Below are 25,084 nucleotides of genomic sequence, written 5' to 3'. Positions count from 1 at the left end.
AATCCCCCGGTAAACAGCCCGCGATTCTACCAAACCGCCCCCGTAGGAGGGACGTCAGAGGTCGAGGAGGTAGAAGCGGTTGCAGCCGAAGTGGCCGGTGGCGCCCATCGGGCCGTCCAGGCGGCGGAAGCCGGTGCGCTCGTAGAGCTTCTGGGCTGCGTCCATGCCGCGCAGGGTCTCGAGGTAGCACTGGCGGTGGCCCAGGCGGCGGGCCTCGTCCAGGCAGCGGGCCATCAGCGCGGCGCCGGCGCCGCGGCCGCGCAGCTCGGGCAGGAAGTACATCTTGCGCAGCTCGCACATGCCGTCCGGGCCGCCGTCCAGCGGCGCCACGCCGCCGCCGCCGAGCACGCGGCCCCCGGCCTCGACCACGAAGTAGGCGGCCCCGGGGCGATCGTAGGCAGCGCACATGCCGTCCACTTCCGGGTCGTGGATGGCGAAGCCGGGCCCGCTGGCGCCGAATTCGGGCATCACCGTGCGGATGATGCCGGCGACCGCCGCGTCATCGGCCGGGGTGATCGGGCGCAGGGTGAAGCCGTCAGTCATGGGTTACCTCGGGAACGGGAAGCCCGGCTTGGCGCAGGTAGGCTGCGAAGCTGTCGGGCTCCAGGCCAGGGCTGAACAGGAAACCCTGGCCGGTGCCGATGCCAAGGCCCAGCAGGAAGTCGCGCTGAGCCGGGCTCTCCACGCCTTCGGCCACCACGTCCAGGCCCAGGCCGCGGGCCATGCCGGCCACGGCCTGGCAGATCGCCACGTCCGAGGGGTTCGCGGGCACGCCCTGCAGGAAGCTGTGCGCCAGCTTCAACCCGTGGATCGGCAGGCGGCGCAGGTAGTTCAGCGCACTGTAGCCTTCGCCGAAATCGTCGATGGTCAGCACCACGCCCAGCGCCCGGAGCGCCTCGAAGGTGTTGAGGGTGTCGGGTGCGTCCTCGATCAGCACGCGCTCGGTGAACTCCAGCTCCAGCGCCGAGCCCGGCAGGCCGTGTTCGCGCAGCGCGTGCGCGATCGTCTGCACCAGGTCCTCGGTCAGGAACTGGCGGTAGGACACGTTCACCGCCACGCGCTCGAGCGGCAGGCCGGCATCGCGCCAGGCGGCCATCTGCCGGCAGGCGGCCTCGATCACCCAGGCGCCGATGCGGACGATGTCGCCGGTGGTCTCGGCGTGGCTGATGAAGTGGTCCGGCGAAATCTCGCCGAGGGTGGGGTTGTGCCAGCGGATCAGCGCCTCGGCCGTGCGCACCCGGCCATCCGCCAGCGACACCAGCGGCTGGAACACCAGCCGGAACTCGCCGTTGTCCAGCGCCCGCCGCAGCTGCGCCTCGATCTGCACGCGGTCGTGCTGCTGCTGCGCCAGTTCGGGGTTGAACACCTGCCAGGTGTTGCGGCCCTTGCGCTTGGCCGCGTACATCGCCGCGTCGGCGTTGTTGACCAGTTGCTGCACCGTGCGGCCGTGCTCCGGGTGGCGGGCGAGGCCGACGCTGGTGGTGATGGTGAATTCCTCGCCGGCGTAGCGGAAGCTGTCGCCGAAGGCGCGGGTGATGCGCTCGGCCAGCAGTTCGGCCATGCCGGCGCCGGCGCGCTGGTCGGTGACGACCAGGAATTCGTCGCCGCCGAAACGCGCCAGCAGCCCGGTGTCGCCAACGCAGCGCTCGAGCCGGCGCGCGGCGTTCACCAGCAGGTGGTCGCCGGCGGCGTGGCCCAGCAGGTCGTTCACCAGCTTGAAGCGGTCGAGGTCGACGTAGATCACCGTGGTGCCGGTGGCGTCGTCGCCCAGCCGGCGCTCGAGTTCGCCCAGGATGCCGTCGCGGTTGAACAGGCCGGTGAGCGGGTCGGTGCGCGCCTGGCTGCGCAGCGCCTCCTCGATCTGCCGGCGCTGGGTGATGTCCTGCAGCGTGCCGGTGAGTCGGGTGGACATCGGCGCGCGGCCCTCGGACTGGCCGATCAGGCGGGCCCAGTGGCGCTCGCCGTCCGGCCGCACCACCTGCACCTCGAGGTCGAAGCCGCCGCCGTCGCGGATCACGCTTTCGATCGCGTCCTCGACCGGCTGGCGGTGCGCCTCGGCGATCTGCTCCATCACGTCGTCGAGGGTCATGGGCGGGTCGTCGCGGCGGCCGATGATGCGCAGCGCCTCGTCGGTGAGGTAGAGCCGGCGGCGGCCGCCGTCCCACTCCCAGCCGCCGATGCGCGCCAGCGCCTGCGCGCGCAGGAACAGCGAGCTGTCGCGCTTGAGCTCGGTCACGTCCGAGAACAGCGAGATCACCTGGTGCGGCTTGCTGGCGCCCGGGTGGAACTGCGGCACCGACGTGGCCGAGATCCAGGTCAGCTGCTTGCGCCGGTGGTGGTAGAGGCCGAGCAGGGTGCTTTCGACGATCTCGCCGGTGGCCAGCGAGCGCAGCGGCGGCAGGTCGCGGAAGCTGATCGGATAGCCGCGGTGGTCGATCACCAGCCAGTCGTCGAAGCGCAGACTGGCGGCGATGTCGAGGCTGTCATCGATGCCGAGGATGCGGTACGCGGCCGGGTTGGCCGACAGCGGCCGGCCGTCGAAGCCCTGGAACAGCACGCCCTTGTCGATGGCCGACAGCAGCGCGTGGTAGTTGAGCTCGGCCTCCTGGCGCAGGCTCAGGTCGCGGGCGACGGCGATGATGTGGTGGTGCGGGCCGTCGTGGAAGCTGGCCGAGTGAACTTCAACCGGGAAGCGGGTGCCGTCGCCGCGCATGTTGCTGACTTCGACCACGTAGGTCTGGTCGCGCGCCAGCGCCTCCAGCACCGGACCCATGTGGTTGGGCGGCAGGTCGGGGTTGATCACGTGCACCAGCTTGCCGACGATCTCCTCGCGCGGGCGGCGGTAGGCCTTCAGGCCGGCGCGGTTGAGCGCGAGGATGCGGCCCTCGGCATCGAGGATGCTGACCGGGTCGGGCACCGCGTTGAAAAGGGTTTCGTAGCGCAGCCGCACGCTGTCGGCTTCGCGCTGCAGGCCGTGTAGTTCGGCGAGCAGGCCGGACAGCAGCAGGGCGTCCGCCGGCGCACCGGTGGTCAGGCAGTGCTCGAGCCGCGATACCAGCGTGGCGACGCGCGACGCGCCCTCGTCCTGCGTCGGGGTGGCGTCGTCGTCGCGGGGCGGATGGTCGGGCTGCATTCCGGTGTCGGTCGGCGCTGGCGGGGCTGGCCCGAGCATACACCGGCGGCCCGCCGCCGCCGCATCACCCCGCGGCCAGCGTGACCTTGCTGCCGGAGCCGCGGCCGAGCAGGGCGGCCAGCCAGCGGCCGGTGTCGACCAGGCGCGCGAGGTCCACGCCGGTGGCGATGCCCATGCCTTCGAGCATGTACACCACGTCCTCGGTGGCGACGTTGCCGCTGGCGCCCGGGGCATAAGGGCAACCGCCGGTGCCGGAGACCGCGGCGTCCACCACGGCCACGCCTTCCTCAAGGCAGGCCAGGATGTTGGCCAGGGCCTGGCCGCGGGTGTCGTGGAAGTGGATGGCCAGCGCCGCCATCGGCACCTCGGCCGCGACCGCGCGCAGCATGGCCCGGGCGGCGCCCGGGGTGCCGATGCCGATGGTGTCGCCCAGCGACACTTCGTAGCAGCCCAGCGCATGCATGCGGCTGGCCACGCGCACCACGTCGGCCACCGGCACCGCGCCCTGGTAGGGGCAGCCGAGCACGGTGCTGACGTAGCCGCGCACCTTCACGCCGTCGGCGCGGGCGCGTTCGAGCACCGGCTGGAAGCGCTCGATGCTCTCGTCGATCGAGGCATTGATGTTCTTGCGGTTGAAGGCCTCGGAGGCGGCGGTGAACACCGCCACTTCCTCCGCGCCGACCGCGCGGGCGCGCTCGTAGCCCTGCAGGTTCGGCACCAGCACCGGGTAGGCCACGCCCGGCGCGCGCGTGATGCCGGCGAAGACTTCGGCGGCATCGGCCAGCTGCGGCACCCACTTCGGGCTGACGAAGCTGGTGGCCTCGATGCTGCGCAGGCCGGTGGCGGTGAGGCGGTTGATCAGCTCGATCTTGGCGGCCGCCGGGATGATGGCCTTCTCGTTCTGCAGGCCGTCGCGCGGGCCGACTTCGACGATGCGGACCTGGGCGGGCAGGGTCACGGGCGTGGCTCCATCTTGCGGAACGTGGCCGGCTCGGCGTCGAAGAAGCCCGGGCGCGCCAGCACCTCGGCCGGCTGCTTCGCGACCAGCCGGTTGAACAGGCGGCGGTCGCGGGCGATCACTTCGCCGCTCAACTCGCCGTCGATGATGGCGTGGGCGATGGGTTTGTCATCGGTGGACCACAGCGCGAGCCGGTCGCCGGCGATCGCGAAGCGCACCAGGTGCACGTCGCCCGCGGGCACCGCGTGGTCTTCATCCAAGCTGCGCAGCAGCCAGCCGGCGTCGGTCCAGGCGTAGCGCTGGCCCGCGTGTTCGCCGAGGAAAAGCGGCGTCGATTCGCCGGTGCGCGGGCCTTCGGCCGTGCGCTCTTCGAACGACAGCTGGCAGTCACCCGAAATGCGCAGGATCATCTCGCCGTCGCCCGAAGGGCCGTCGTCGACCGAGTGCCACTCGCCGGCCACGGCCGGGTCGCAGGGCAGGGCCGCCAGCGGCGACTGCTCGAAGGTGGTGATCTGGCAGCCAGCCAAGGCCAGCAGCGCGGCCAGGGCCAGGGGAACGCGAGCGCGAAGCTTCATGACGCCTCCAGTTTCACCAGCACCGCATCGGATTCGACGAAGTCACCCGCTGCCGCCTGCACCGCCGCCACCGTGCCGGCGCGCGGCGCCTTCAGGCTCAGCTCCATCTTCATGGCTTCCATCACCAGCAGCTCCTCGCCCTCGGCGACGGCCTGGCCCGGGCTGGCCTTCACCAGCACGATGCGGCCGGGCATCGGTGCGACCAGGCGATCGCCGACGCCGGCGGCGGCATTGCCGTCGAATCGGAAGGCCGGCACGCGCTCCAGGCGTACGCGGTGTTCGCCGTCGTGGACGCTGGCCGAGGTGGCGTCGGCGTGCACGCGCATGCGCGACTGGCGGCCGTCGACCTCGGCGCCGAGGCGGCCGTCGGCGTGGCGGGCGCCGCGCACCGTGAGTTCGCGCTCGCCGATGCGCAGGCGGTAGTCGCCGGCGCTGCCGCGGGCGTGCACCTCGATGCGCTCGCCGCGGTGCAGGAAGCAGAGCAGGCGCTCGCCGGCGTGGCCCAGGCGCCAGCCGTCGGCAATCGCCCAGGGGCTGTGCGGGTCCGGGCTGGTGCCGGCGGCGGCGCGGGTGCTGGCCTCGTCGTGCAGCGCGGCCGCGGCCGCGGCCAGCGCCAGGTGGGCGTCGGGCAGGGCGGTGTCGCGCGGCAGCACTTCCTCGAGGTGGCGGTCGAGGTAGGCGGTGTGGATGGTGCCTTCGACCACGCGCGGGTGGCGCACGAGTTTCTCGAGGAATTCGATATTGGACTTCGGGCCGGCGATCTCGCAGTCGGCCAGGGCCTCGCGCAGGCGGGCCAGGGCGCGCGGGCGGTCGAGGTCCCAGACGATCAGCTTGGCGATCATCGGGTCGTAGAAGATGGTGACGGTGTCCCCCTCGACCACGCCGGCGTCGAGCCGCACGTGCGCCGACGGCGCCGGCAGCCGCAGCCGCTCGAGTTTGCCCGAGCCCGGCAGGAAGCCCTGCGACGGGTCCTCGGCGTAGAGCCGCACTTCGATTGCGTGGCCGCGGTGGGTGATGTCCTGCTGGTGCAGCGGCAGGTGTTCGCCGGCGGCGACGCGCAGCTGCCATTCGACCAGGTCGAGCCCGGTGACGAGCTCGGTGACCGGGTGCTCGACCTGCAGGCGGGTGTTTATTTCCATGAAGTAGAAATCGCCCTGCGGCCCGACGATGAACTCCACGGTGCCGGCGTTGACGTAATCGATGGCGCGCGCGGCCTCGACCGCCGCCTCGCCCATGCGCAGGCGCAGCTCGGGGGTGAGGAAGGGCGAGGGCGACTCCTCGACCACCTTCTGGTAGCGACGCTGGGCCGAGCACTCGCGCTCGCCGAGGTGGATGGTCTGGCCGTGGCGGTCGGCGAAGACCTGGATCTCGATGTGGCGCGGCTCGCCGATGTAGCGCTCAAGCAGTACGCGGTCGCGGCCGAAGGCGCTGGCCGCCTCGCGCTGGCAGCTCTCGAGCGCGGCGGCGAACTCGCTGGCGTCGCGCACGATGCGCATGCCCTTGCCGCCGCCGCCGTGCGCGGCCTTGATCATCAGCGGGTAGCCGATGCGGTCGGCCTCGGCCTGCAGGTGCGCGGGATCCTGGTTCTCGCCCGTGTAGCCCGGCACCACCGGCACGCCCTGCGCGTGCATCAGCTGCTTGGCGCCGGCCTTGCTGCCCATCTTGCGCATCGACGCCGCCGACGGCCCGATGAAGGTGATGCCCGCGGCCTCCACCGCTTCGGCGAAGTCGGCGTTCTCGCTCAGGAACCCGTAGCCGGGGTGGATGGCCTGCGCCCCCGCGCGCCTGGCCGCTTCGATGATGGCGTCCCCGCGCAGGTAGCTGTCTTGCGGCCGCGGCCCGCCGATCGGCCAGGCCTCGTCGGCCAGCCGCGCGTGCTGGGCGTTGGCATCGGCCTCCGAATACACCGCGACCGTGCGGATGCCAAGCCGCCGGCAGGTGCGGATGATCCGGCAGGCGATCTCGCCACGGTTCGCAATCAGGATTTTGTTGAACATTTAGTTTTTTTGGCCACTGATGAACACAGATGAACACGGATAGGAACAGGTGAATCGAGTTCAGTTGATCCTTCGCCTGAACTGGGGTTTCGGACCGAAATTGAGCAGCAGCCCTACCCTTATGCTTGTTGCCTTCAGGTAGTTGATGAGTTGGGCTTCATGCAGCCCGGAAACGGTTTGTGCCGCCTTTACTTCGACAATGAGCTTTCCAGGTACCAGCAGGTCTGCACGATACTCTCCGACCCTGTGGCCTCGAAAGGTGACATCGATGGCGGCTTGTTGGATTACCTCAAGACCCTTGTCTTTGAGTGCGATGGCCATGGCGTTTTCGTACACCTTCTCCAGAAATCCATATCCGAGCTCTGAGTACACGGAGTAGAACGCGCCGATCACAGTTTCGGTTGTTGGCCCCTGAATAAAGGCGCCTTTATCCGTGTTCATCTGTGTTCATCCGTGGCTAAAAACCAACTAAGCCCAGTTCGGAGCCCTCTTGTCGAGGAAGGCTGTGAGGCCTTCCTGGCCCTCGGGGGAGACGCGGAGGCGGGCGATGAGTGCGGCGTTCTCGGTGTCGGTGCGTTCGGCCGATTCCCGCGTGAAGCCGGCCATCCGAAGCGCCAGCTGCTTGGCCTCGCGCTGGGCGACCGGGCCGCCCTTGGCCCAGAAGTGCAGCGCACGGTCGACCGCGGCGTCCAGATCGGTGGCGGGTGCCAGCGTGTGCAGCAGGCCGATGTGCAGGGCCTCCTGCGCCTCGATCACCTCGGCGCCGGTGAACAGCCGACGCGCATGGCGCGGGCCGATAGCGGCGGTCACATAGGGCGAGATCACGGCGGGGACCAGCCCGAGCTTCACTTCAGAAAGCGAGAGCTTCGCGCCCTCCACCCCGATGGCGTAGTCGCAGCAGGCCACCAGGCCGACGCCGCCGCCGTAGGCCGAGCCGTTGACCCGGGCGATCGTTGGCTTGGAGAGGAAGTTGAGCGTGCGCATCAGCTTCGCCAGTCGCAGCGAATCCTCGCGGTTCTCGGCCTCGCTGGCCTGGGCCATGCGCCGCATCCAGCCCAGGTCGGCGCCTGCCGAGAAGGTGCTGCCGTCGCCGCTGAGCACCACGGCGCGGACCGCGGGGTCGGCGTCGAGGGCCAGCAGGGCGTCGGTGAGTTCGGCGATCAGGGTGTCGTCGAAGGCGTTGTGGACCTGCGGGCGGGCCAGCGTGAGGCGGGCGGTGCCGCCGCTGCGGTCCAGTCGGATGGCCTGGGTCATGCGGGCTCCTCGGGGCAAGCGCGAATGATAGCGGCTGGGCCGGGCGGGCCGGCACCCGCCCGCTATCGCGGCGCCGGGGATTGGCTTACAATGCGAATCATTCGCAACTGGAGCGTCGCCGCCATGACCCTTCCCGAGCTGCAGACCGGCCGCCACGGCGTGGTGTCCGGCGTGCACGACACCGGCCCCGGCGACGCCGTCGCGCGCCGGCTGCGCGACCTCGGCTTCGTGGCCGGCGAGACCGTGCGCCTGGTGACCCGCGGCCCGATGGGCGGCGAGCCGCTGCTGGTGCAGGTCGGCGGCACGCGCTTCGCGATGCGGTACGCCGAGGCCGCCCGCATCCGCCTGCAGCCGCAGGACGCCTGAGTGTCCGCACTCAACATCGCGCTGGTCGGTAACCCGAACTGCGGCAAGACCGCGCTGTTCAACCGCCTGACCGGCAGCCGCCAGAAGGTGGCGAATTACGCCGGCGTCACCGTCGAGCGCAAGGAAGGCCTGTTCCGCACGCCCGGTGGCCGCAGCGTGCGCGTGCTCGACCTGCCGGGCGCCTACAGCCTCGAGGCGGCCAGCCCGGACGAGGCCATCACCCGCGACGTCTGCCGCGGCGCGCTGCCCGGCGAGGCGGTGCCCGACCTGCTGGTGTGCGTGGCCGACGCCACCAACCTGCGCCTGCACCTGCGCTTCGTGCTGGAGCTGCGCCGGCTGGGCCGGCCGATGGTGTTGGCGCTGAACCTGATGGACGTGGCCCGGCGGCGCGGCATCCGCATCGACGCCGCGGCGCTGCAGGCGCGGCTGGGCATGCCGGTGGTGGAAACCGTCGCCGTCAAACGCGAGGGCGCCGCGGCGCTGCTGGCCCAGCTGGACGGCGCGCTGCCTCCCGCCGCGCCGGCCGACGACGACGGCGACCTGCACGCCCGCGTCTCGGCGCTGCTGGCCGAATGCGTGCAGATGCCCGCGCAGGGCACCAATCTGGACGATCGCCTGGACCGCTGGCTGCTGCACCCGGTCTGGGGCCTGCTGATCCTCGCGGCGGTGATGTTCCTGATGTTCCAGGCGGTCTTCAGCTGGGCCGGGCCGCTGCAGGACACGCTGGCCGGCTGGATTTCCCTGTTGGGCGAGGTCGTGTCCGGGGCGATGCCCGCGGGGCCGCTGCGCAGCCTGGTCGCCGATGGCCTGTTCGCAGGCCTGGGCACGGTGATGGAGTTCCTGCCGCAGATCCTGCTGCTGTTCGTCTTCATCCTCACCCTCGAGGAGTCGGGTTACCTGCCGCGTGCGGCCTTCCTGCTCGACCGGCCGATGCGCGCCGCGGGGCTGACCGGCCGCAGCTTCATCCCGCTGCTGTCGAGCTTCGCCTGCGCCATCCCCGGCATCATGGCCACGCGCTCGATCCAGGATCCGCGCGACCGCCTCGCCACGATCCTGGTCGCGCCGCTGATGACCTGTTCGGCGCGGCTGCCGGTGTACACGCTGCTGATCTCGGCCTTCATCCCGCGCGAGACGGTGGCGGGCGTGTTCAACCTGCAGGGCCTGGTGATGTTCGCGCTGTACTTCGCCGGCGTGGCCAGCGCGCTCGCGGCCGCCTGGGTGATCCAGCGCCTGCGCCGGGGCGAGGGCGAGCACGTGCTGCTGCTGGAACTGCCCAGCTACCGGCTGCCGAACCTACTCGACCTGGGCATCGGCCTGTGGGAGCGCGCGCGCGTGTTCCTGCGCCGCGTCACCGGCATCATCCTGTCGCTGACGGTGCTGCTGTGGTTCCTGTCGAGCTACCCGGCGCCGCCCGAGGGCGCGGTCGGACCGGCGATCGACTACAGCCTGGCCGGGCGCATCGGCCGCTGGATGGAGCCGCTGTTCGCGCCGATCGGCTTCAACTGGCAGATCTGCATCGCCCTGATCCCGGGCCTGGCGGCACGCGAGGTCGCGGTGGCGGCGCTGGCCACGGTGTACGCGCTGTCGGCCGCCAACGACGCCGAGGCGATCAGCGCCTTGTCGCCGCTGATCGCCGCCGACTGGTCGCTGGCCACCGCGCTGTCGCTGCTGGTCTGGTACGTCTACGCGCCGCAGTGCCTGTCCACGATCGCGGTGATCAAGCGCGAGACCAACAGTTGGAAGCAGGCGGGCATCGCCACCGTGTACCTGTTCGCGCTGGCCTACCTGGCCTCGCTGGTCACGTTCCAGCTGGCGCGGGCGCTCGGCGCATGAGCCCGGCGCTGCAAGCGGTCGTGGTGGCCGCGGTCGTCGGCGTCAGCGCGCTGTCGCTGCTGCGGGCACTGGCCCCGCGCGCGACCTGGCAGGCGCAGGCGCGGTTGTCGTACTGGCTGGAACGGCCGACGCGGCCAGCGGGGCTGCGGCGTTTCGGCGCTTGGCTGCGGCCGTCGCTGGCGGTGACGGCGAGCGCCTGCGGCACCGGCTGCTCGACCTGCAAGGCCTGCAAATAGCCGCCCATTCCCCTGCCCATTCCCCTGTAGGAGGGACTTCAGTCCCGAAGCTTTTCGCCGGAAAGCGTCGGGACTGAAGTCCCTCCTACAGGTGCGGGGCCTTTACATGCGGAAGACGCCGAAGCGGTCTTTCTCGATCGGGGCGTTGAGGCTGGCGGAGAGGGCCAAGCCCAGCACGCGGCGGGTGTCGGCCGGGTCGATGATGCCGTCGTCCCAGAGGCGGGCGGTGGCGTAGTAGGGGTGGCCCTGGCGCTCGTACTGGTCGCGGATCGGGGCCTTGAAGGCTTCCTCTTCCTCGGCGCTCCAGGTCTTGCCGGCGCCTTCGATGCCGTCGCGCTTGACGGTGGCCAGCACGCTCGCGGCCTGCTCGCCGCCCATCACGCTGATGCGCGCATTCGGCCAGGTCCACAGGAAGCGGGCGCCGTAGGCGCGGCCGCACATCGCGTAATTGCCCGCGCCGAAGCTGCCGCCGATCACGACCGTGAACTTGGGCACGTGCGAACAGGCCACGGCGGTCACCATCTTGGCGCCGTCCTTGGCGATGCCCGCGTTCTCGTACTTCTTGCCGACCATGAAGCCGGTGATGTTCTGCAGGAACACCAGCGGGATGTCGCGCTGGTTGCACAGCTCGATGAAGTGGGCGCCCTTGAGCGCGCTCTCGGCGAACAGGATGCCGTTGTTGGCGATGATGCCGACCGGGTAGCCGTGGATGTGCGCGAAGCCGCAGACCAGGGTCTTGCCGTAGCGCGCCTTGAACTCCTGGAACTCGCTGCCGTCCACCACGCGGGCGATGACCTCGCGGATGTCGAACGGACGGCGCGTGTCCTTGGGGATCACGCCGTAGAGCTCCTCGGCCGGGAACAGAGGCTCGCGGGGCGCCTGCACCGCCACCGGCAGCGGCTTCCTGCGGTTGAGGTGCTTGACGATGTCACGCGCGATTTCGAGCGCGTGGCGATCGTTCTCGGCGAAGTGGTCGGCCACGCCGCTCACGGACGTGTGCACGTCGGCACCGCCCAGCGACTCGGCGTCCACCACCTCGCCGGTGGCGGCCTTCACCAGCGGCGGGCCGCCGAGGAAGATCGTGCCCTGCTCGCGCACGATGATCGATTCGTCGCACATCGCCGGCACGTAGGCGCCGCCGGCGGTGCAGCTGCCCATCACCACGGCGATCTGCGGGATGTTCATCGCGCTCAACCGGGCCTGGTTGTAGAAGATGCGGCCGAAGTGTTCCTTGTCCGGGAAGACTTCGTCCTGCAGCGGCAGGAAGGCGCCGCCGGAATCGACCAGGTAGAGGCAGGGCAGGTGGTTCTCCATCGCCACTTCCTGCGCGCGCAGGTGCTTCTTCACCGTCATCGGGAAGTAGGTGCCGCCCTTCACCGTGGCGTCGTTGGCCACCACCACCACTTCCTGGCCGTGCACGCGGCCGATGCCGGTGATCACGCCCGCGGCGGGCGCGGCGTCGTCATACATGCCGCCGGCGGCGAGCGCCGAGAGTTCCAGGAAGGGCGAGCCAGGGTCGAGCAGGGCGGTGATGCGCTCGCGCGGCAGCAGCTTGCCGCGTTCGGTGTGCTTGGCGCGGGCCTTGTCGCCGCCGCCGAGCGCAACGCGCGCCAGCTGGGCCTCGAAGTCCGCGACCGCGGCGCGCAGGGCGGCGGCATTGTCCTGGAACTCGGGCGAACGGGGATCGACGTGGCTGGTGAGGAGGGGCATGCGCGCAGGCTCGACGGGGAACCTCGGGAGTTTACGGGCCGCGCGCGGAGGCGGCCAGCATCCGGTCGTGCAAAAGAAAACGGGCGCGACTTGCGTCGCGCCCGTTTACTTTGGAACCCGCGAAAGGCTTAGTTGCCTTCGGCGTCGTCGGCAGCTTCTTCAGCAGCGTCGGCGGCGTCATCGGCCATCTCGGCGGCGTCATCGGCCATATCGGCGGCAGCGTCGGCGGCCTCTTCGGCACCGGCTTCGACCGCACCAGCGGCGTCGGCAGCGGCGTCGGCGGCCACGTCGGCGGCGTCGGCAGCAACCTCGGCGGAAGCGTCGGCAGCGTCGGCAGCGACTTCGGTCGCGGCGTCGGAAGCGGCGGCAGCAGCGTCGGCGGCATCGGTGGCGGCAGCGTCGGCAGCAGCAGCGGCGTCGTTCGCCGCGTCAGCCGCCTGCTCAGCCTGGTTCGAGCAGGCCGCCAGGGCCAGGCCCAGGGCCATGGCGAGCAGGGTCTTGTTCAGGGACATGGGTTGTTTCCTCGTCTAGACGATTTTGAAGTAACAAGACGTGTGCCAGTCGGCACACGTGCACACAATCTTGACAAGAGTTTGGCGGGAGTCAAGCACAACAAGCGTTTTGGCGCGAAATAAATTTCCGGCCCCCCGCCCCCGACCGTACGGTCAGACCAGCTCGACCGCCACCGCGGTGGCCTCGCCGCCGCCGATGCACAGGGCGGCGACGCCCCGCTTGCCGCCCCGGCGCTTGAGCGCGTGGACCAGGGTGACCACCAGGCGGGCGCCCGAGGCCCCGATCGGGTGGCCCAGGGCGCAGGCGCCGCCGTGCACGTTCAGCTTCTCGTGCGGGATGCCCAGCTCCTTCATCGGGGCCATGGCGACCACGGCGAAGGCCTCGTTCACCTCGAACAGGTCGACGTCGGCCACCGACCAGCCGGCCTTGGCCAGCACGTTGCGGATGGCCGCCACCGGCGCGGTGGTGAACCACTCAGGCTCCTGGGCATGGCCGGCCTGGGCCACCAGGGTGGCGATCGGGGTGAGGCCGTGGGCCTTGGCGGCCGCCTCGGAGGCCAGCACGACCGCCGCGGCGCCGTCGTTGATGGACGAGGAGGCGGCGGCGGTGATGGTGCCGTCCTTCTTGAAGGCCGGGCGCAGGGTCGGGATCTTCGCGATGTCGCAGCGGCCCGGCTGCTCGTCGGTGTCCACGAGCACGTCGCCCTTGCGGCCGGCGACCGTCACGGGGGCGATCTCGTCCTTGAAGGCGCCGTCGGCCTGGGCCGCCAGGGCGCGGCGCACGGATTCGGCGGCGTAGGCGTCCTGGTCGGCGCGGCTGAACGCGTACTTGTCGGCGCACAGCTCGCCGAACACGCCCATGGCCTGCTTGTCGTAGGGGTTGGTGAGGCCGTCCCAGGCCATGTGGTCGAGCATTTCGGTGCTGCCGTACTTGGTGCCGGTGCGCGAGCCCATCAGCAGGTGCGGGGCATTGGTCATCGACTCCATGCCGCCGGCCACGACCACGTGGGCGGAACCGGCGCGGATCAGGTCGGCGCCCATCATGATCGCCTTCATGCCCGAGCCGCAGACCTTGTTGATGGTGGTGCAGCCGGTGGCCTTGGCCAGGCCGGCGCCCAGCGCCGCCTGGCGGGCCGGGGCCTGCCCCAGGCCGGCGGGCAGCACGCAGCCCATGATCACTTCGTCCACGGCCTCGGGCTTGACGCCCGACTGCGCGACCGCGGCCTGGATGGCGGTGCTGCCGAGCTGCGTCGCCGGCACGCCGGTGAACTGGCCGAGCAGGGCGCCGAGGGCGGTGCGCTTGGCACCGGCGATGAGGACCTTGGACATGGGGGCTCCGGGTGGATGCGGGAAGACGCAATTATGCCCGAGGCGGTTGGGGGGTGTGGGGGTGGAATCCGCCGAAGGGCGGGTGGGGAGGGATGGGGACGAGGAAATAGTGAGGAGGAGTTAGGAGGTAGTGGGAGCGGGGTTTCGCGAGATTGGCTCTCACTACCTCCTAACTCCTACCCACTACTTCCTGCTCCTGAACTGCCTTCAGCCTCGGTCCTCGAACAACTCCCGCCCAATCAGCATCCGCCGGATCTCATTCGTGCCCGCGCCAATCGCGTAAAGCTTGGCGTCGCGCAAAATCCGCCCCGTCGCGTACTCATTGATATAGCCATTGCCGCCCAACGCCTGGATGCCTTCCAGCGCGACCTGCACGGCGCCCTCGCTGGCGTGCAGCAGGCAGGCGGCGGAATCGACGCGGCTGGCGTGGCCGGCGTCGAAGTCGCGGGCCACCTGGTAGGCGAAGGCACGGCTGGACTGCAGCGCCGTGTACATGTCGGCGATCTTGCCCTGCATCAGGCCGAAGGTTCCGATCGCCTGGTCAAATTGTTTCCGCTCGCGGACGTAGGGCAGGGCGATGTCGAGCGCGGCCTGCATCAGGCCGATGGGGCCGCCGGTGAGCACCAGCCGCTCGGTGTTGAGGCCGCTCATCAGCACCTTGACGCCCTGGTTCACTTCGCCCAGCACGTTCTCGGCGGGGATCTCGCAGTCCTCGAACACCAGCTCGCAGGTGTTGGAGCCGCGCATGCCGAGTTTGTCGAGCTTCTGCGCGGTGCTGAAGCCCTTCATGCCCTTCTCGACCAGGAAGGCGGTCATGCAGCGCGAGCCCGCCTCCTTGCCGGCGGTGCGCATGTAGACGATCAGCACGTCGGCCTCGGGGCCGTTGGTGATCCACATCTTGTTGCCGTTGGCGACCCACTTGCCGTCGCGCAGCTCGGCGCGGCAGCTCATCGAGCCCACCACGTCGGAGCCCGCGCCCGGTTCGCTCATCGCCAGCGCGCCCTTGAGCTGGCCGCTGCACAGGCCGGGCAGGTACTTGCGGCGCTGGGCCTCGTTGCCGTTGCCGTAGAGGTTGGCGACGCACAGGTTCGAGTGCGCGCCATAGCTCAGGCCGACCGAACCGGAGGCGCGGGAGATTTCCTCCATTGCCACCAAGTGGGCGAGGTAGCCCATGTCCGAGCCGCCGTATTCCGAAGGAACGGTCAGGCCCAGCAGGCCCAGCTCGCCCAGCTTCGGCCACAGGTCGGCCGGGAACAGGTTGTCGTGGTCGATCTGCGCCGCCCGCGGGGCGATCTCGGCGTCGGCGAAGCGCCGGACGGCGTCGCGCAGGGCATCGAGGTCTTCGCCGAGGGGGAAGGTGCGCATGGTGACTCCGTGTCGTGGGGGATAGCCCGAAAGCATGACCGGCCCGACGTCGCGAGCCGGTCAACACATCGGGGTCAGGTCCAGAACCTGACCCCGTTCTTGCCTCAGTTGCCGCGGCGGCCCTGGAAGCGCGGGGCCGGGGCGCCCAGGTGCGGCAGGCGCAGCTTGCCGATCGCGCTGATGCGCTCTTCGGCCATGCGGTCGGCGGCCTTGTTGGTCGGGATGCCGTCGCGCTTGGCGATCTCGAAGATGCGGCCCAGGTTGTAGTAGATGGTGCGCATCATGCGCATCGCGCGCTCGCGGTTGTAGCCGTCGATCTCGAGCGAGACGTTCATCAGGCCGCCGGCGTTCACGGCGTAGTCCGGGGCGTACAGGATGCCCTTGTTCTGCAGCTCGACGCCGATCTCGTCGGTGGCCAGCTGGTTGTTGGCGGCGCCGCAGATCACCTTGCACTTCAGGCGGGGCAGGGTGTTGACGTTCACCGTGCCGCCCAGGGCGGTCGGCGAGTACACGTCGGCGTCGACGTCGTAGATCTCGTCCAGGGCCACGGCCTCGCAGCCGAACTCGTCCACGGCGCGCTGCACCGAGTCCTTGTTGATGTCGGTGACGAAGACCTTGGCGCCGCGCTCGCGCAGCAGCTTCACGAACTCCATGCCGACGTGGCCGACGCCCTGCACGGCGTAGGAGTAGTTGCCCACTTCCTCGTTGCCGAACTTGACCTGCAGCGCGGCCATCAGGCCCTGCAGCGTGCCGTAGGCGGTGAACGGCGACGGGTCGCCCGAGCCGCCGTGCACCTGGTGCACGCCGGTGACGAACTCGGTCTCGCGCAGCACGTATTCCATGTCGTTGACGTCGATGCCCACGTCCTCGGCGGTGATGTAGCGGCCGCCCAGCGAGTTCACGAAGCGGCCGAAGGCGCGGAACAGCGCCTCGGACTTGTCCTTGTTCGGGTCGCCCCAGATCACCGCCTTGCCGCCGCCCAGGTTCAGGCCCGACACCGCCGCCTTGTAGGTCATGCCGCGGCTCAGGCGCAGCACGTCGTTGAGCGCTTCCGCCTCGCTGGCGTAAGGCCACATGCGGGTGCCGCCGAGCGCGGGGCCCAGCACGGTGTTGTGGATCGCGATGATGGCCTTCAGGCCCGCGTCCTTGTTGTGGCAGAACACCACTTCCTCGTGGCCCGAGGTGGAGATGGTTTCGAAGATCATGGAAGGCTCCGGTCCGGCGGATGGCGCGGGCCTGCGCGAGTGCAGGCGTGCGCGGTTACTTTAAAAAGTATCCGCAAGTTATTGAATTAATGCGTTTTTGGCAGGAATGACGACCGCCACCCCCGCCTCAGGCGCGCCGTAGTGTAAAGCAAACGCTCTAACCGGGCAGTCCGCGCGGCGTGTCCGGTCTTGCCGCAGTGCAGCGTTGGTATCAGTGCTTGGCCGCCTTGTCTCTCCCCGGAAGGCGGCTGGCCAAAACCCTCGAGCAGGGTATTGGGCGGTCGCCACGCGATCGCCCATTTTTTTTGCCCGCGCGCCGGCCCGGGCTTCACGCGGCGTAGCCGACACGGCAAGCCCAATGGCGCCGCCTTCACGCGGATCCGCGCCATCGCCACCCAGCTCGCCAGCCCCGACACCACCGACGCCCCGGGCGACGAAGCCGCCCTGGTGGCGCTGGTCGGTCGCATGCGTTTTGGCGACACGGCGGCGCTGGGCCAGCTTTACGACCTCGCGCTGCCGCGGGTCTACGGACTGGCGATGCGGGTGCTGCGCCAGCCACAGGATGCCGAAGAAGTAGTCAGCGACGTCTTCCTGCAGGCCTGGGAGCAGGCGGCGGGTTTCTGCCCCGAGCGGGGCGCGGTGATGGCCTGGCTGCTGACGCTCACGTGGAGCCGCGCGGTGGACAAGCAGCGCCGCGGCCGCCGTCAGCGGCTCGAACAGCCGCTGCATCCGGACGGCCTGGACGAGTCGTATACGCCAGGTGAAGCCAATCCGGCCGATGTCCTCGACCGCCTCGGCAACACCCAGGCCGTGCAGCACGCCTTCCGCGCGCTGAGCCCGGCCCAGCGCAGCGTCATCGAACTCACCTACCTGGAGGACCTGTCCCAGCCTGAAATCGCGCAGCGCACCGGCCTGCCCCTGGGCACGGTGAAATCGCACGCCCGCCGCGGCCTGGCCGCGATGCGCGCCGCGCTGATGGCCGACGGTGAATCCGCATGAGCCCCCGCCGCCCCCCTCCCGCCGACGACCTGCTGCTCGCTGCCCTGGCTGGCCTGACGCCGGCCGAGGCGCCGCCGCCTGACCGCGCCGCCGACCTGCGCGCGCGCCTGCTGGCGGCCGCCGCGCGACCGCGCACCGTGGTGCTGCGTGCGAACGAGGGCGAGTGGGCGCCGTTCGTACCCGGCATCCGCATCAAGACCCTGCGCCGCGACGAGGCCGACGGCACCCAGACCAGCCTATGGCGCATCGAGCCCGGCGCCCAGGTGCCGCCGCACCCGCACACCCGCGAAGAGGAATGCCTGGTGCTCGAGGGCTCGGTCATCCACGACGGAATCGAGTACTTCCCGGGCGATTTCCTGCTCGCGCCCCCGGGCGAGCGCCACCAGCCCTTCCTGGCCCCGCGCGGCGCCCTGCTGATGATCCGCAGCGAACTGATCCCCGATCCCTCGCGGCTGGCCGGCCACGACGGCCACTGAAAATTTTCGAGGTCGCTGCATCCGCACCGCCCTCGGGGTGCGTAACGGTCACTGAACCCCACCCGGAGTGCGTCGCATGACCCGTTTGCTTGCCAGCGTGCTGGTCACGTTGTTCCTGGCCTGCCTGGCCCTCGTGGCCAGCGCGGAGCCGTCCACGGCCGCGTCGAACCCGAGCGCAAAGCGCCCGCCGTCGCCGCAGGAAGTGGCGCTGGCCAGCCCCGTGCCGATCTGGCAGCGCGGCGGCCTCCTGGTGGAGCAGGGCGGCCGCGCGCTCTACACCTATACCCCCGACACCCCGGGCCAGAGCCATTGCGACCTGCCCTGCGAAGCGCTGTGGCCGCCGCACTACGCCGCGGCCGATGCCAAGCCGCACGGCCCGTTCACGATTGCGCGCAGCTTCGACGGCCGCCCGATGTGGGCCTGGCAGGGCAAGCCCCTCTACCGCTGGATCTCCGACCGCAAGCGCGGCGCCGCCGGCGGCGATGGCGTGGCCGGCGTCTGGTTCCTGGTGCGCGTGCCGCCCGAGCTCAAGACCGCGGTGACGCCGTATTTCCCGATGCCGATGCCCCGCGCCGGCGCGACCCTGTCCACCCCGTCCCAAGCCAACCTGTCGAGGAAGCGCTGATGAACACCCGGAACACCCACCCCCAACGCCTCGCGCTCGCGCTGGCCCTGATGGCTGCGGCCGGGTTCGCCCAGGCCCAGGAGGCCGACGACGACGGCGCCGGCACCAGCGGCAAGCTGCTGCTCACCGGCGGCGTCAGCCAGGTCGAGGGCTCGGCCGGCGGCGGCCTCACCCCGTGGGCCGTGATCGGCGGCTATGGCACCCGCGACCAGATCGGCGCGAACGCCTTCTACACCAAGGTCAACGTCGACGATTACGCGCTCGACAGCTACGGCGTGCTGGTCGGCTTCTACGACCGCGTGGAGCTGAGCTTTTCGCGCCAGGAATTCGACACGGAAGCCGTGGGCGGCGCGCTCGGCCTGGGTAATGGTTTCACGTTCACGCAGGACACGATCGGCGTGAAGGTGAAGGTGGCCGGCGACGCGGTGCTGGAGCAGGACAGCTGGCTGCCGCAGATCGCGGTGGGCGCGCAGTACAAGAAGAACGACCAGCCGGGCGTGCTGGCCTTCGTCGGTGCCCGCGACGACAGCGGCGTGGACTACTACGTCAGCGCCACCAAGCTCTACCTCGCGCAGAGCCTGCTGCTCAACGGCACCGTGCGGTTCACCAAGGCCAACCAGTTCGGCATCCTGGGCTTCGGCGGCGACCGCAACGACGACTACGAGGCGCAGTTCGAAGCCTCCGCGGCCTACCTGCTCAGCCGCAACCTGGCCATCGGCGCCGAGTACCGCACCAAGCCCGACAACCTGGGCATCGCCACCGAGGACGATGCCTGGGACGTGTTCGTGGCCTGGGCCCCGATCAAGAACGTGTCGCTGACGGTCGCCTACGTCGACCTCGGCAACATCGTCATCCGCGACGAGCAGCGGGGCGTGTACGCCTCCCTGCAGGTCGGCTTCTGAGACCCCTGGAGAATTCCATGAAGACCCTGCTTTCGATCACTTTCGCCCTGCTGCTGGCCGCCGGCCCGCTGGCGGCCCAGGACGCCGCGGTGTCCGCCGAGGAACAGGCCATCCTCGCCGAGGAAGCCCGCCTGGAGGCCGAGGAGGCCGCCAGCGCCGCCCCGGTGAACGACCCGACCGCCCCGAACCCGGCGCCGGCCCACCCGGAACTGCGCCCCGTGCTGGAGGAGTTCGGCGGCGAAGCCGGCCTGACCAAGCTGATGGATACCTTCATGGCCGGCCTCATCGCCGACCCGCGCACCGGCCCGTTCTTCGCCAACTCCGACCAGGTGCGCGTGAAGCGCCAGCTGGTCGAGCAGTTCTGCGTGATCCTGGGCGGCGACTGCACCTACACCGGCCGCGACATGAAGAGCTCGCACCGCGATATGCAGATCGGCCGCGGCGACTTCAACGCCCTGGTGGAAGTGCTGCAGGTGGCGATGAATGAGCACAACGTGCCCTTCAGCGCGCAGAACAAGCTGCTGGCCAAGCTGGCGCCGATGCACCGGGAAATCGTCAACAAGTAATCGCTTGCGTGGGGCGGCGGGGCCGGCGCACTGGACATGGGCCGGCCCCGCTTTTATCTCAGTCCGGGATCCGCTGCGGCGCGGGCATGTGGATCAGGTGCTTGCGGAAGTTGATGACGGTGCCGGGCATCGCGTCGCTGACGACGAAGGCGATCGGCAGCTCCGGCTCCAGGTCGAGCATGACCCGGGCGGTGAAGCCGCGCGATTGAAGAAAGGCCGCGGCGGCGCGGGCGCTGGCTTCCGGGTCGTCGGACACGAGGCCGATGCTGGACGAGGCGCCGTCGAGCTTGGCGATGATCTCGGGGGTGGCGGTGTTGATGATGGTGCCGTCCCAGAAGATCGAGCGGAGCACGCCGCCGGAGTCGGCGCGGAAGCGCTCCTTGATGCCGTGCTGTCCCAGCAGCTCCACGATCGCGGCCTTGGCCTCCGGGGAGGCGGCCGAGAAAATGCGGGAGCCGTTGTCCGGGAAGGGCAGCGGGTTGCGGCCGTTGGCCAGCAGCACGGCCCAGCCCAGGAGCAGGCTGGCCAGCAGGGCGAAGAGGGCGAGGAGCCAGCGAGGAATGAACATGGGCGTGCTCTCCGGGGGCGCACCGGGTGGTGCGGTTCGGGTTAGTGAACGCCGCGCCTGTGGTATTTCGGACAAGCCGCCGGGCGTCGGTGCAAATTCAGCCGGGCCTGCCTAGACTTCAAGCCATGTCCGACCTGCGCATCGATGATCTCCCGGGAAGCTTTGGCTATGGCGCGGGGCTGCTGTACGGCCTGCCGCAGCCGCCGCGCTGGATGGGCGAGGTCAATCCCGACCTGCAGAAGGCCCTGCTGCTGCTCGACGGCGGCGAACTGCTGTTCGGCCAGCTAACCGGCCTGGACTGGGAAGGCGGCAACGTGATCCTGCGCGCCGGCGACACCACCCACTCCAATCCGATCGGCAGCCTGCGCGCGATCATGATCAGCGCCGAGGCCCGCGGTCGCGCGGTGGCCCCGCCGCAGTCGGTGGCCGCGACCCTGAAGTACCGCGACGGCGGAGAGTGGCGGCTGAGCGCGCACAGCGCCAGCGCCGACCTGTTCGGCGTCGGCTTCTTCGCCGTGGCCCAGGACGAGCTTCACTCCATCTTCGTGCCGTGGCGGGCCCTGGCCGAGCACCGGGTGGTGTTCGAGTCGGGCCTGGACGACCACCGCCGGGCGCGCCTGCAGCGCGAAGTGGCGTTCCGGCGCGGCGCCGAGATCGACCGGCTGCGGGCCGCGCGCCTGGACCTGGTGGCCGCCGACGGGCGCGATGCCTGCGACATCCGCCGCAGCACCTTCGCCAAGGCCTTCTGCGAGCAGCTGGGCGGCTGAGGCCGGGGGCGGGCCCCGCCGGGGCCGCGGGGTAGGGCGAACCATACGGTCGGCGCTACAATCGGGCGATCCCGCCCCTTGCCGTACGAGCGCGCCCCATGAGCACCCCTGCCGATTCCCTCCCGGACACCCAGGCCGAGCGCAGCCCGCTCCGCTTCGTCACCGCCGCCAGCCTGTTCGACGGCCACGACGCCGCCATCAACATCATGCGCCGCCTGATCCAGGCGCAGGGCGTGGAAGTGGTGCACCTGGGCCACAACCGCAGCGTCGAGGACGTGGTGCGCGCCGCGCTGCAGGAAGACGCCGACGGCATCGCGCTTTCCAGCTACCAGGGCGGTCACACCGAGTACTTCAAGTACATGGTGGACATGCTGAAGGAGCGCGGCGCCTCGCACATCCGCGTGTTCGGCGGCGGCGGCGGCACCATCACGCCCGAGGAAATCAAGGAGCTGCAGGACTACGGCGTCGAGCGCATCTACCACCCCAACGACGGCATGCAGATGGGGCTGGTGGCGATGATCGAGGACCTGGTGCGCCGCACCCGGGCCGCCGCCGATCAGGCGCGCGCCGAGGGCCAGGGCAAGAAGGCCAAGGGCGGCCTGCCGAAGGTGTCGATCGACGACGAGATCAGCATCGGCAAGATGCTCAGCGCCATCGAAGCCGGCAGCATCGAGGAAGCCCAGCTCGCCACGCTGCGCAAGGAATGGCAGCTGGCCGGCGGCAAGACGCCGGTGATCGGCCTCACGGGCACCGGCGGCGCGGGCAAGTCGTCCGTCACCGACGAGATCATGAACCGCTTCCTGCAGCACTTCCCCGAGATGCGCATGGCCGTGATCTCGGTGGACCCGACCCGCCGCCGCACCGGCGGCGCGCTGCTGGGCGACCGCATCCGCATGAACTCGCTGCGCAGCCCGCGCATCTTCATGCGCTCGATGGCCACCCGCCGCCAGCACGTGGCCACCAATGCCGTGCTCAAGGACTGCGTGGCCTTCCTGCGCGGCCAGGGCTTCGACCTGGTGCTGGTGGAAACCGCCGGCATCGGCCAGAGCGACTCGGAGATCGTCGACCTGGTCGACTTCCCGGTGTACGTGATGACCAGCGATTTCGGCGCCCCGAGCCAGCTCGAGAAGATCGACATGCTCGACTTCGCCGAGCTGGTGGTGCTGAACAAGTTCGACAAGCGCGGCGCCGAGGACGCCCTGCGCGACGTGCGCAAGCAGTGGAAGCGCAACCGCGTGGCCTTCGCGCTGAAGGACGAGGAGGTGCCGGTCTATCCGACCATTGCCAGCCAGTTCAACGACCCCGGCGTCAGCTGGATGTTCGCCAACCTCTGCCGCCTGGTGAAGGCCAAGGTGCAGCCCAACAGCCCGCACTGCGACTTCGAGCCCAAGGTGGACACGAGCCTGAAGGAGCCGCGCGCCACCGTGCTGATCCCCGGCGCCCGCACCCGCTACCTGGCGGAAATTTCCGAGCAGGGCCGCCAGATCAACGCCAGCATCGAGCGCCAGGCCGAGGCCGCCGACCGCGCCCAGCACTACTGGCAGAGCCTGCGCGACCTGGAAGACCCCGACCTGCCGCGCCAGCTCGACCAGTACGACCCGCACCACCTGATCCTGCAGCGCGCCCCGTCGGGCAGCTCGCCCAGCGGCAATGAATACCCGGCCTGCGGCGAGCGCCGCACCGGGGGCGAGCGCCGCAAGGTGGTGTTCAAGTGGCAGCAGGCCCAGGGCGTTGCCGAGGGCCGCCCGGTGCAGGAGGAGCGCCGCATCGCCACCATCGACCGCAGCCTGGTGACCCTGCGCCAGCGCTACAACGACGCGGTGAAGGCGCTCAGCGCCGAATCCATCGCGCTGCTACGCGAGTGGCCCGAGCGCCTGAAGTCGGTGACCGACGACACCACCGAGTACGAAGTGCGCGGCAAGGCGATCAAGGTCGAGAACTACCGCGAATCGCTGAGCCACCAGAAGATCCCGAAGATCGCCGCGCCCAAGTACACCAGCTGGGGCGAACTGCTGACCTTCCTGGGCAAGGAAAACCTGCCCGGCGCCTACCCGTACACCGGCGGCGTGTACCCCTACCGCCGCACTGGCGAAGACCCCATCCGCATGTTCGCGGGCGAGGGCACGCCGGAGCGCACCAACCGCCGCTTCCATTACCTGAGCGTCGGCCAGCCCGCGGCGCGCCTGTCCACCGCCTTCGACAGCGTCACCCTGTACGGCGAGGACCCGGCCGAGCGGCCCGACATCTACGGCAAGATCGGCAACAGCGGCGTCAGCATCGCCACGCTGGACGACATGAAGAAGCTGTACTCCGGCTTCGACCTGTGCGCGCCCACCACGTCGGTTAGCATGACCATCAACGGCCCGGCGCCGATGATCCTGGCGATGTTCATGAATACGGCCATCGACCAGCAGGTCGAGAAGTACCTGCGGGAAGACCAGGCCCGCTGGGACGACGCGCACAAGAAGATCGAGGCCTTCTTCGAAGGCAAGAAGCGCCCCGAGTACCACGGCGAACTGCCGCCCACGAACGACGGCCTGGGTCTCGGCCTGCTCGGCGTCACCGGCGACCAGCTGGTGGACCCGCTGACCTACGAGCGCATCAAGGCCGATACGCTGAAGCAGGTGCGCGGCACCGTGCAGGCCGACATCCTGAAGGAAGACCAGGCCCAGAACACCTGCATCTTCAGCACCGAGTTCGCGCTGCGGATGATGGGCGACATCCAGCAGTACTTCGTGGACCAGAAGGTCCGCAACTTCTACTCGGTGTCGATCAGCGGTTACCACATCGCCGAAGCCGGCGCGAACCCGATCTCGCAGCTCGCGTTCACGCTGTCGAACGGCTTCACGATCGTCGAGTACTACCTCGCGCGCGGCATGCACATCGACGACTTCGCGCCCAACCTGAGCTTCTTCTTCAGCAACGGCATGGACCCGGAGTACACCGTGATCGGCCGCGTGGCCCGCCGCATCTGGGCCCGCGCGATGCGCGAGCGCTACGGCGCCAACGAGCGCAGCCAGATGCTGAAGTACCACATCCAGACCTCGGGCCGTTCGCTGCACGCCCAGGAAATCCAGTTCAACGACATCCGCACCACGCTGCAGGCCCTGTACGCGCTGTTCGACAACTGCAACAGCCTGCACACCAACGCCTTCGATGAGGCCATCACCACGCCCACCGAAGACAGCGTGCGCCGCGCCGTGGCCATCCAGATGATCATCAACAAGGAGCTGGGGCTGAACTTCAATGAGAACCCCTGGCAGGGCAGCTTCATCGTCGATCAGCTCACCGATCTGGTGGAAGAGGCCGTGTACAAGGAGTTTGAGGCCATCAGCGAGCGCGGCGGCGTGCTGGGCGCCATGGACACCATGTACCAGCGCGGCAAGATCCAGGAAGAGAGCCTGTACTACGAGCACAAGAAGCACGACGGCAGCCTGCCGCTGGTGGGCGTGAACACCTTCCTGCCCAAGGAGCACGGTGGTGACATCGTCACCGAGATCGAGCTGATCCGCTCGACCGAGGGCGAGAAGGGCCAGCAGATCGACAACGTCAGCCGCTACCAGCGGCTGCGCAACGACCTGGCCGAGGGCGGCCTGACGGGCCTGCAGCGCACGGCGCGCGAGCGCGCGAACGTGTTCCAGGCGCTGATGGAAGCGGTGAAGACCCACTCGCTGGGCCAGATCTCGCATGCGCTGTACGACGTCGGCG

23 protein-coding genes are annotated in these 25,084 nt (G+C 69.8%); 10 read left to right on the top strand and 13 right to left on the bottom strand.

Translation table 11 applies throughout. The annotated features are described in order from the left end of the window. Positions 1-54: 54 nt before the first annotated feature. The 7 genes from VFV21_RS10810 to VFV21_RS10780 all read right to left on the bottom strand — a co-directional run bounded on the left by VFV21_RS10810 (position 55) and on the right by VFV21_RS10780 (position 7,917). Positions 55-543 (bottom strand): GNAT family N-acetyltransferase, encoded by a 489-nt coding sequence (locus tag VFV21_RS10810; protein ID WP_329669437.1) that lies wholly within the window; start codon positions 541-543, stop codon positions 55-57. Next, complete coding sequence (locus VFV21_RS10805; RefSeq protein ID WP_329669436.1) at positions 536-3,133, bottom strand: sensor domain-containing protein; 2,598 nt, start codon at positions 3,131-3,133, stop codon at positions 536-538. Before VFV21_RS10805 ends, VFV21_RS10810 begins: the two co-directional genes overlap by 8 nt. Positions 3,134-3,197: 64 nt before the next feature. Then, a complete protein-coding gene (locus VFV21_RS10800; RefSeq protein ID WP_414638559.1) occupies positions 3,198-4,091 on the bottom strand; it encodes a hydroxymethylglutaryl-CoA lyase in 894 nt (297 codons plus the stop codon). Then, the gene (locus tag VFV21_RS10795) at positions 4,088-4,666 is read right to left on the bottom strand and encodes a hypothetical protein (protein ID WP_329669435.1); all 579 of its coding nucleotides are present in this window, start codon (positions 4,664-4,666) and stop codon (positions 4,088-4,090) included. Before VFV21_RS10795 ends, VFV21_RS10800 begins: the two co-directional genes overlap by 4 nt. Beyond that, positions 4,663-6,663 (bottom strand): acetyl/propionyl/methylcrotonyl-CoA carboxylase subunit alpha, encoded by a 2,001-nt coding sequence (locus VFV21_RS10790; RefSeq protein WP_329669434.1) that lies wholly within the window; start codon positions 6,661-6,663, stop codon positions 4,663-4,665. The genes VFV21_RS10795 and VFV21_RS10790 overlap by 4 nt, the downstream gene beginning before the upstream one ends. 60 nt (positions 6,664-6,723) lie before the next feature. After that, on the bottom strand, positions 6,724-7,104 hold the full coding sequence (locus VFV21_RS10785) for a GxxExxY protein (RefSeq protein WP_329669433.1): 381 nt from the start codon (positions 7,102-7,104) through the stop codon (positions 6,724-6,726). A 27-nt stretch (positions 7,105-7,131) separates the two neighbouring features. Then, positions 7,132-7,917: an enoyl-CoA hydratase-related protein gene (locus VFV21_RS10780; protein WP_329669432.1), complete on the bottom strand. Its 786-nt coding sequence runs from the start codon at positions 7,915-7,917 to the stop codon at positions 7,132-7,134. 123 nt (positions 7,918-8,040) lie between these two features. Here VFV21_RS10780 and VFV21_RS10775 point away from each other — a divergent pair, with 123 nt between their 5' ends. From VFV21_RS10775 to VFV21_RS10765, 3 genes are read left to right on the top strand one after another with little or no spacing between them, the layout of a single operon-like run. Beyond that, positions 8,041-8,283 carry a FeoA family protein gene (locus VFV21_RS10775; protein ID WP_329669431.1) on the top strand — a complete coding sequence of 81 codons (243 nt, stop codon included), beginning with the start codon at positions 8,041-8,043 and terminating at the stop codon, positions 8,281-8,283. Beyond that, the gene (feoB, locus tag VFV21_RS10770; RefSeq protein WP_329669430.1) at positions 8,284-10,116 is read left to right on the top strand and encodes a ferrous iron transporter B; all 1,833 of its coding nucleotides are present in this window, start codon (positions 8,284-8,286) and stop codon (positions 10,114-10,116) included. Beyond that, a complete protein-coding gene (locus VFV21_RS10765; protein ID WP_329669429.1) occupies positions 10,113-10,352 on the top strand; it encodes a DUF6587 family protein in 240 nt (79 codons plus the stop codon). Before feoB ends, VFV21_RS10765 begins: the two co-directional genes overlap by 4 nt. Positions 10,353-10,454: 102 nt before the next feature. Here the strand turns inward: VFV21_RS10765 and VFV21_RS10760 are convergent, their stop codons facing one another. From VFV21_RS10760 to VFV21_RS10740, 5 genes are all read right to left on the bottom strand, one after another. Further along, complete coding sequence (locus VFV21_RS10760) at positions 10,455-12,062, bottom strand: carboxyl transferase domain-containing protein (RefSeq protein WP_329669428.1); 1,608 nt, start codon at positions 12,060-12,062, stop codon at positions 10,455-10,457. A 128-nt stretch (positions 12,063-12,190) separates the two neighbouring features. Continuing rightward, complete coding sequence (locus VFV21_RS10755) at positions 12,191-12,574, bottom strand: hypothetical protein (protein ID WP_329669427.1); 384 nt, start codon at positions 12,572-12,574, stop codon at positions 12,191-12,193. Between the two features lie 153 nt (positions 12,575-12,727). Further along, positions 12,728-13,903: an acetyl-CoA C-acyltransferase gene (locus VFV21_RS10750; protein WP_329669426.1), complete on the bottom strand. Its 1,176-nt coding sequence runs from the start codon at positions 13,901-13,903 to the stop codon at positions 12,728-12,730. A 207-nt stretch (positions 13,904-14,110) separates the two neighbouring features. Next, on the bottom strand, positions 14,111-15,268 hold the full coding sequence (locus VFV21_RS10745) for an acyl-CoA dehydrogenase family protein (protein WP_329669425.1): 1,158 nt from the start codon (positions 15,266-15,268) through the stop codon (positions 14,111-14,113). 104 nt (positions 15,269-15,372) lie between these two features. Next, entirely contained in the window at positions 15,373-16,473 is a 1,101-nt protein-coding gene (locus VFV21_RS10740) for a Glu/Leu/Phe/Val dehydrogenase dimerization domain-containing protein (RefSeq protein WP_329669424.1), read from the bottom strand. A 273-nt stretch (positions 16,474-16,746) separates the two neighbouring features. Here VFV21_RS10740 and VFV21_RS10735 point away from each other — a divergent pair, with 273 nt between their 5' ends. From VFV21_RS10735 to VFV21_RS10715, 5 genes are all read left to right on the top strand, one after another. Next, positions 16,747-17,472 carry a sigma-70 family RNA polymerase sigma factor gene (locus VFV21_RS10735; RefSeq protein ID WP_329669423.1) on the top strand — a complete coding sequence of 242 codons (726 nt, stop codon included), beginning with the start codon at positions 16,747-16,749 and terminating at the stop codon, positions 17,470-17,472. Next, positions 17,469-17,948 (top strand): cupin domain-containing protein, encoded by a 480-nt coding sequence (locus VFV21_RS10730; protein WP_329669422.1) that lies wholly within the window; start codon positions 17,469-17,471, stop codon positions 17,946-17,948. Before VFV21_RS10735 ends, VFV21_RS10730 begins: the two co-directional genes overlap by 4 nt. 76 nt (positions 17,949-18,024) lie before the next feature. Next, on the top strand, positions 18,025-18,573 hold the full coding sequence (locus VFV21_RS10725; protein WP_329669421.1) for a hypothetical protein: 549 nt from the start codon (positions 18,025-18,027) through the stop codon (positions 18,571-18,573). After that, complete coding sequence (locus VFV21_RS10720; protein WP_329669420.1) at positions 18,573-19,475, top strand: DUF3034 family protein; 903 nt, start codon at positions 18,573-18,575, stop codon at positions 19,473-19,475. Before VFV21_RS10725 ends, VFV21_RS10720 begins: the two co-directional genes overlap by 1 nt. 17 nt (positions 19,476-19,492) lie before the next feature. After that, positions 19,493-20,041, top strand: a complete 549-nt coding sequence (locus VFV21_RS10715; protein ID WP_329669419.1) for a group 1 truncated hemoglobin — start codon at positions 19,493-19,495, stop codon at positions 20,039-20,041. Positions 20,042-20,099: 58 nt separating this feature from the next. Here VFV21_RS10715 and VFV21_RS10710 read toward each other — a convergent pair whose 3' ends face one another. Continuing rightward, positions 20,100-20,609 carry a hypothetical protein gene (locus tag VFV21_RS10710; protein ID WP_329669418.1) on the bottom strand — a complete coding sequence of 170 codons (510 nt, stop codon included), beginning with the start codon at positions 20,607-20,609 and terminating at the stop codon, positions 20,100-20,102. A gap of 125 nt (positions 20,610-20,734) precedes the next feature. On the opposite strand from VFV21_RS10710, the gene VFV21_RS10705 reads away from it, so the two are divergent. Then, positions 20,735-21,376: a hypothetical protein gene (locus tag VFV21_RS10705; protein WP_329669417.1), complete on the top strand. Its 642-nt coding sequence runs from the start codon at positions 20,735-20,737 to the stop codon at positions 21,374-21,376. A gap of 98 nt (positions 21,377-21,474) precedes the next feature. Further along, the coding region (locus VFV21_RS10700; protein WP_329669416.1) for a methylmalonyl-CoA mutase family protein at positions 21,475-25,084 on the top strand (3,610 nt) is incomplete at its 3' end.

It is taken from the genome of Arenimonas sp., from assembly GCF_036275555.1.
In the GTDB taxonomy this organism is placed as follows: Bacteria; Pseudomonadota; Gammaproteobacteria; order Xanthomonadales; family Xanthomonadaceae; genus Arenimonas.
This window is presented reverse-complemented; position numbering and strand designations above follow the sequence as displayed.

Bases quoted from the DNA above. Each gene is read 5' to 3' on its own strand.
- VFV21_RS10715 (WP_329669419.1), top strand. From the start codon at position 19,493: ATGAAGACCCTGCTTTCGATCACTTTCGCCCTGCTGCTGGCCGCCGGC.
- VFV21_RS10730 (WP_329669422.1), top strand. From the start codon at position 17,469: ATGAGCCCCCGCCGCCCCCCTCCCGCCGACGACCTGCTGCTCGCTGCC.
- VFV21_RS10780 (WP_329669432.1), bottom strand. From the start codon at position 7,917: ATGACCCAGGCCATCCGACTGGACCGCAGCGGCGGCACCGCCCGCCTC.
- VFV21_RS10745 (WP_329669425.1), bottom strand. From the start codon at position 15,268: ATGCGCACCTTCCCCCTCGGCGAAGACCTCGATGCCCTGCGCGACGCC.
- VFV21_RS10790 (WP_329669434.1), bottom strand. From the start codon at position 6,663: ATGTTCAACAAAATCCTGATTGCGAACCGTGGCGAGATCGCCTGCCGG.
- VFV21_RS10785 (WP_329669433.1), bottom strand. From the start codon at position 7,104: ATGAACACGGATAAAGGCGCCTTTATTCAGGGGCCAACAACCGAAACT.
- VFV21_RS10740 (WP_329669424.1), bottom strand. From the start codon at position 16,473: ATGATCTTCGAAACCATCTCCACCTCGGGCCACGAGGAAGTGGTGTTC.
- VFV21_RS10805 (WP_329669436.1), bottom strand. From the start codon at position 3,133: ATGCAGCCCGACCATCCGCCCCGCGACGACGACGCCACCCCGACGCAG.
- VFV21_RS10775 (WP_329669431.1), top strand. From the start codon at position 8,041: ATGACCCTTCCCGAGCTGCAGACCGGCCGCCACGGCGTGGTGTCCGGC.
- VFV21_RS10705 (WP_329669417.1), top strand. From the start codon at position 20,735: ATGTCCGACCTGCGCATCGATGATCTCCCGGGAAGCTTTGGCTATGGC.
- VFV21_RS10795 (WP_329669435.1), bottom strand. From the start codon at position 4,666: ATGAAGCTTCGCGCTCGCGTTCCCCTGGCCCTGGCCGCGCTGCTGGCC.
- VFV21_RS10710 (WP_329669418.1), bottom strand. From the start codon at position 20,609: ATGTTCATTCCTCGCTGGCTCCTCGCCCTCTTCGCCCTGCTGGCCAGC.
- VFV21_RS10720 (WP_329669420.1), top strand. From the start codon at position 18,573: ATGAACACCCGGAACACCCACCCCCAACGCCTCGCGCTCGCGCTGGCC.
- VFV21_RS10765 (WP_329669429.1), top strand. From the start codon at position 10,113: ATGAGCCCGGCGCTGCAAGCGGTCGTGGTGGCCGCGGTCGTCGGCGTC.
- VFV21_RS10725 (WP_329669421.1), top strand. From the start codon at position 18,025: ATGACCCGTTTGCTTGCCAGCGTGCTGGTCACGTTGTTCCTGGCCTGC.
- VFV21_RS10750 (WP_329669426.1), bottom strand. From the start codon at position 13,903: ATGTCCAAGGTCCTCATCGCCGGTGCCAAGCGCACCGCCCTCGGCGCC.
- VFV21_RS10810 (WP_329669437.1), bottom strand. From the start codon at position 543: ATGACTGACGGCTTCACCCTGCGCCCGATCACCCCGGCCGATGACGCG.
- VFV21_RS10760 (WP_329669428.1), bottom strand. From the start codon at position 12,062: ATGCCCCTCCTCACCAGCCACGTCGATCCCCGTTCGCCCGAGTTCCAG.
- VFV21_RS10755 (WP_329669427.1), bottom strand. From the start codon at position 12,574: ATGTCCCTGAACAAGACCCTGCTCGCCATGGCCCTGGGCCTGGCCCTG.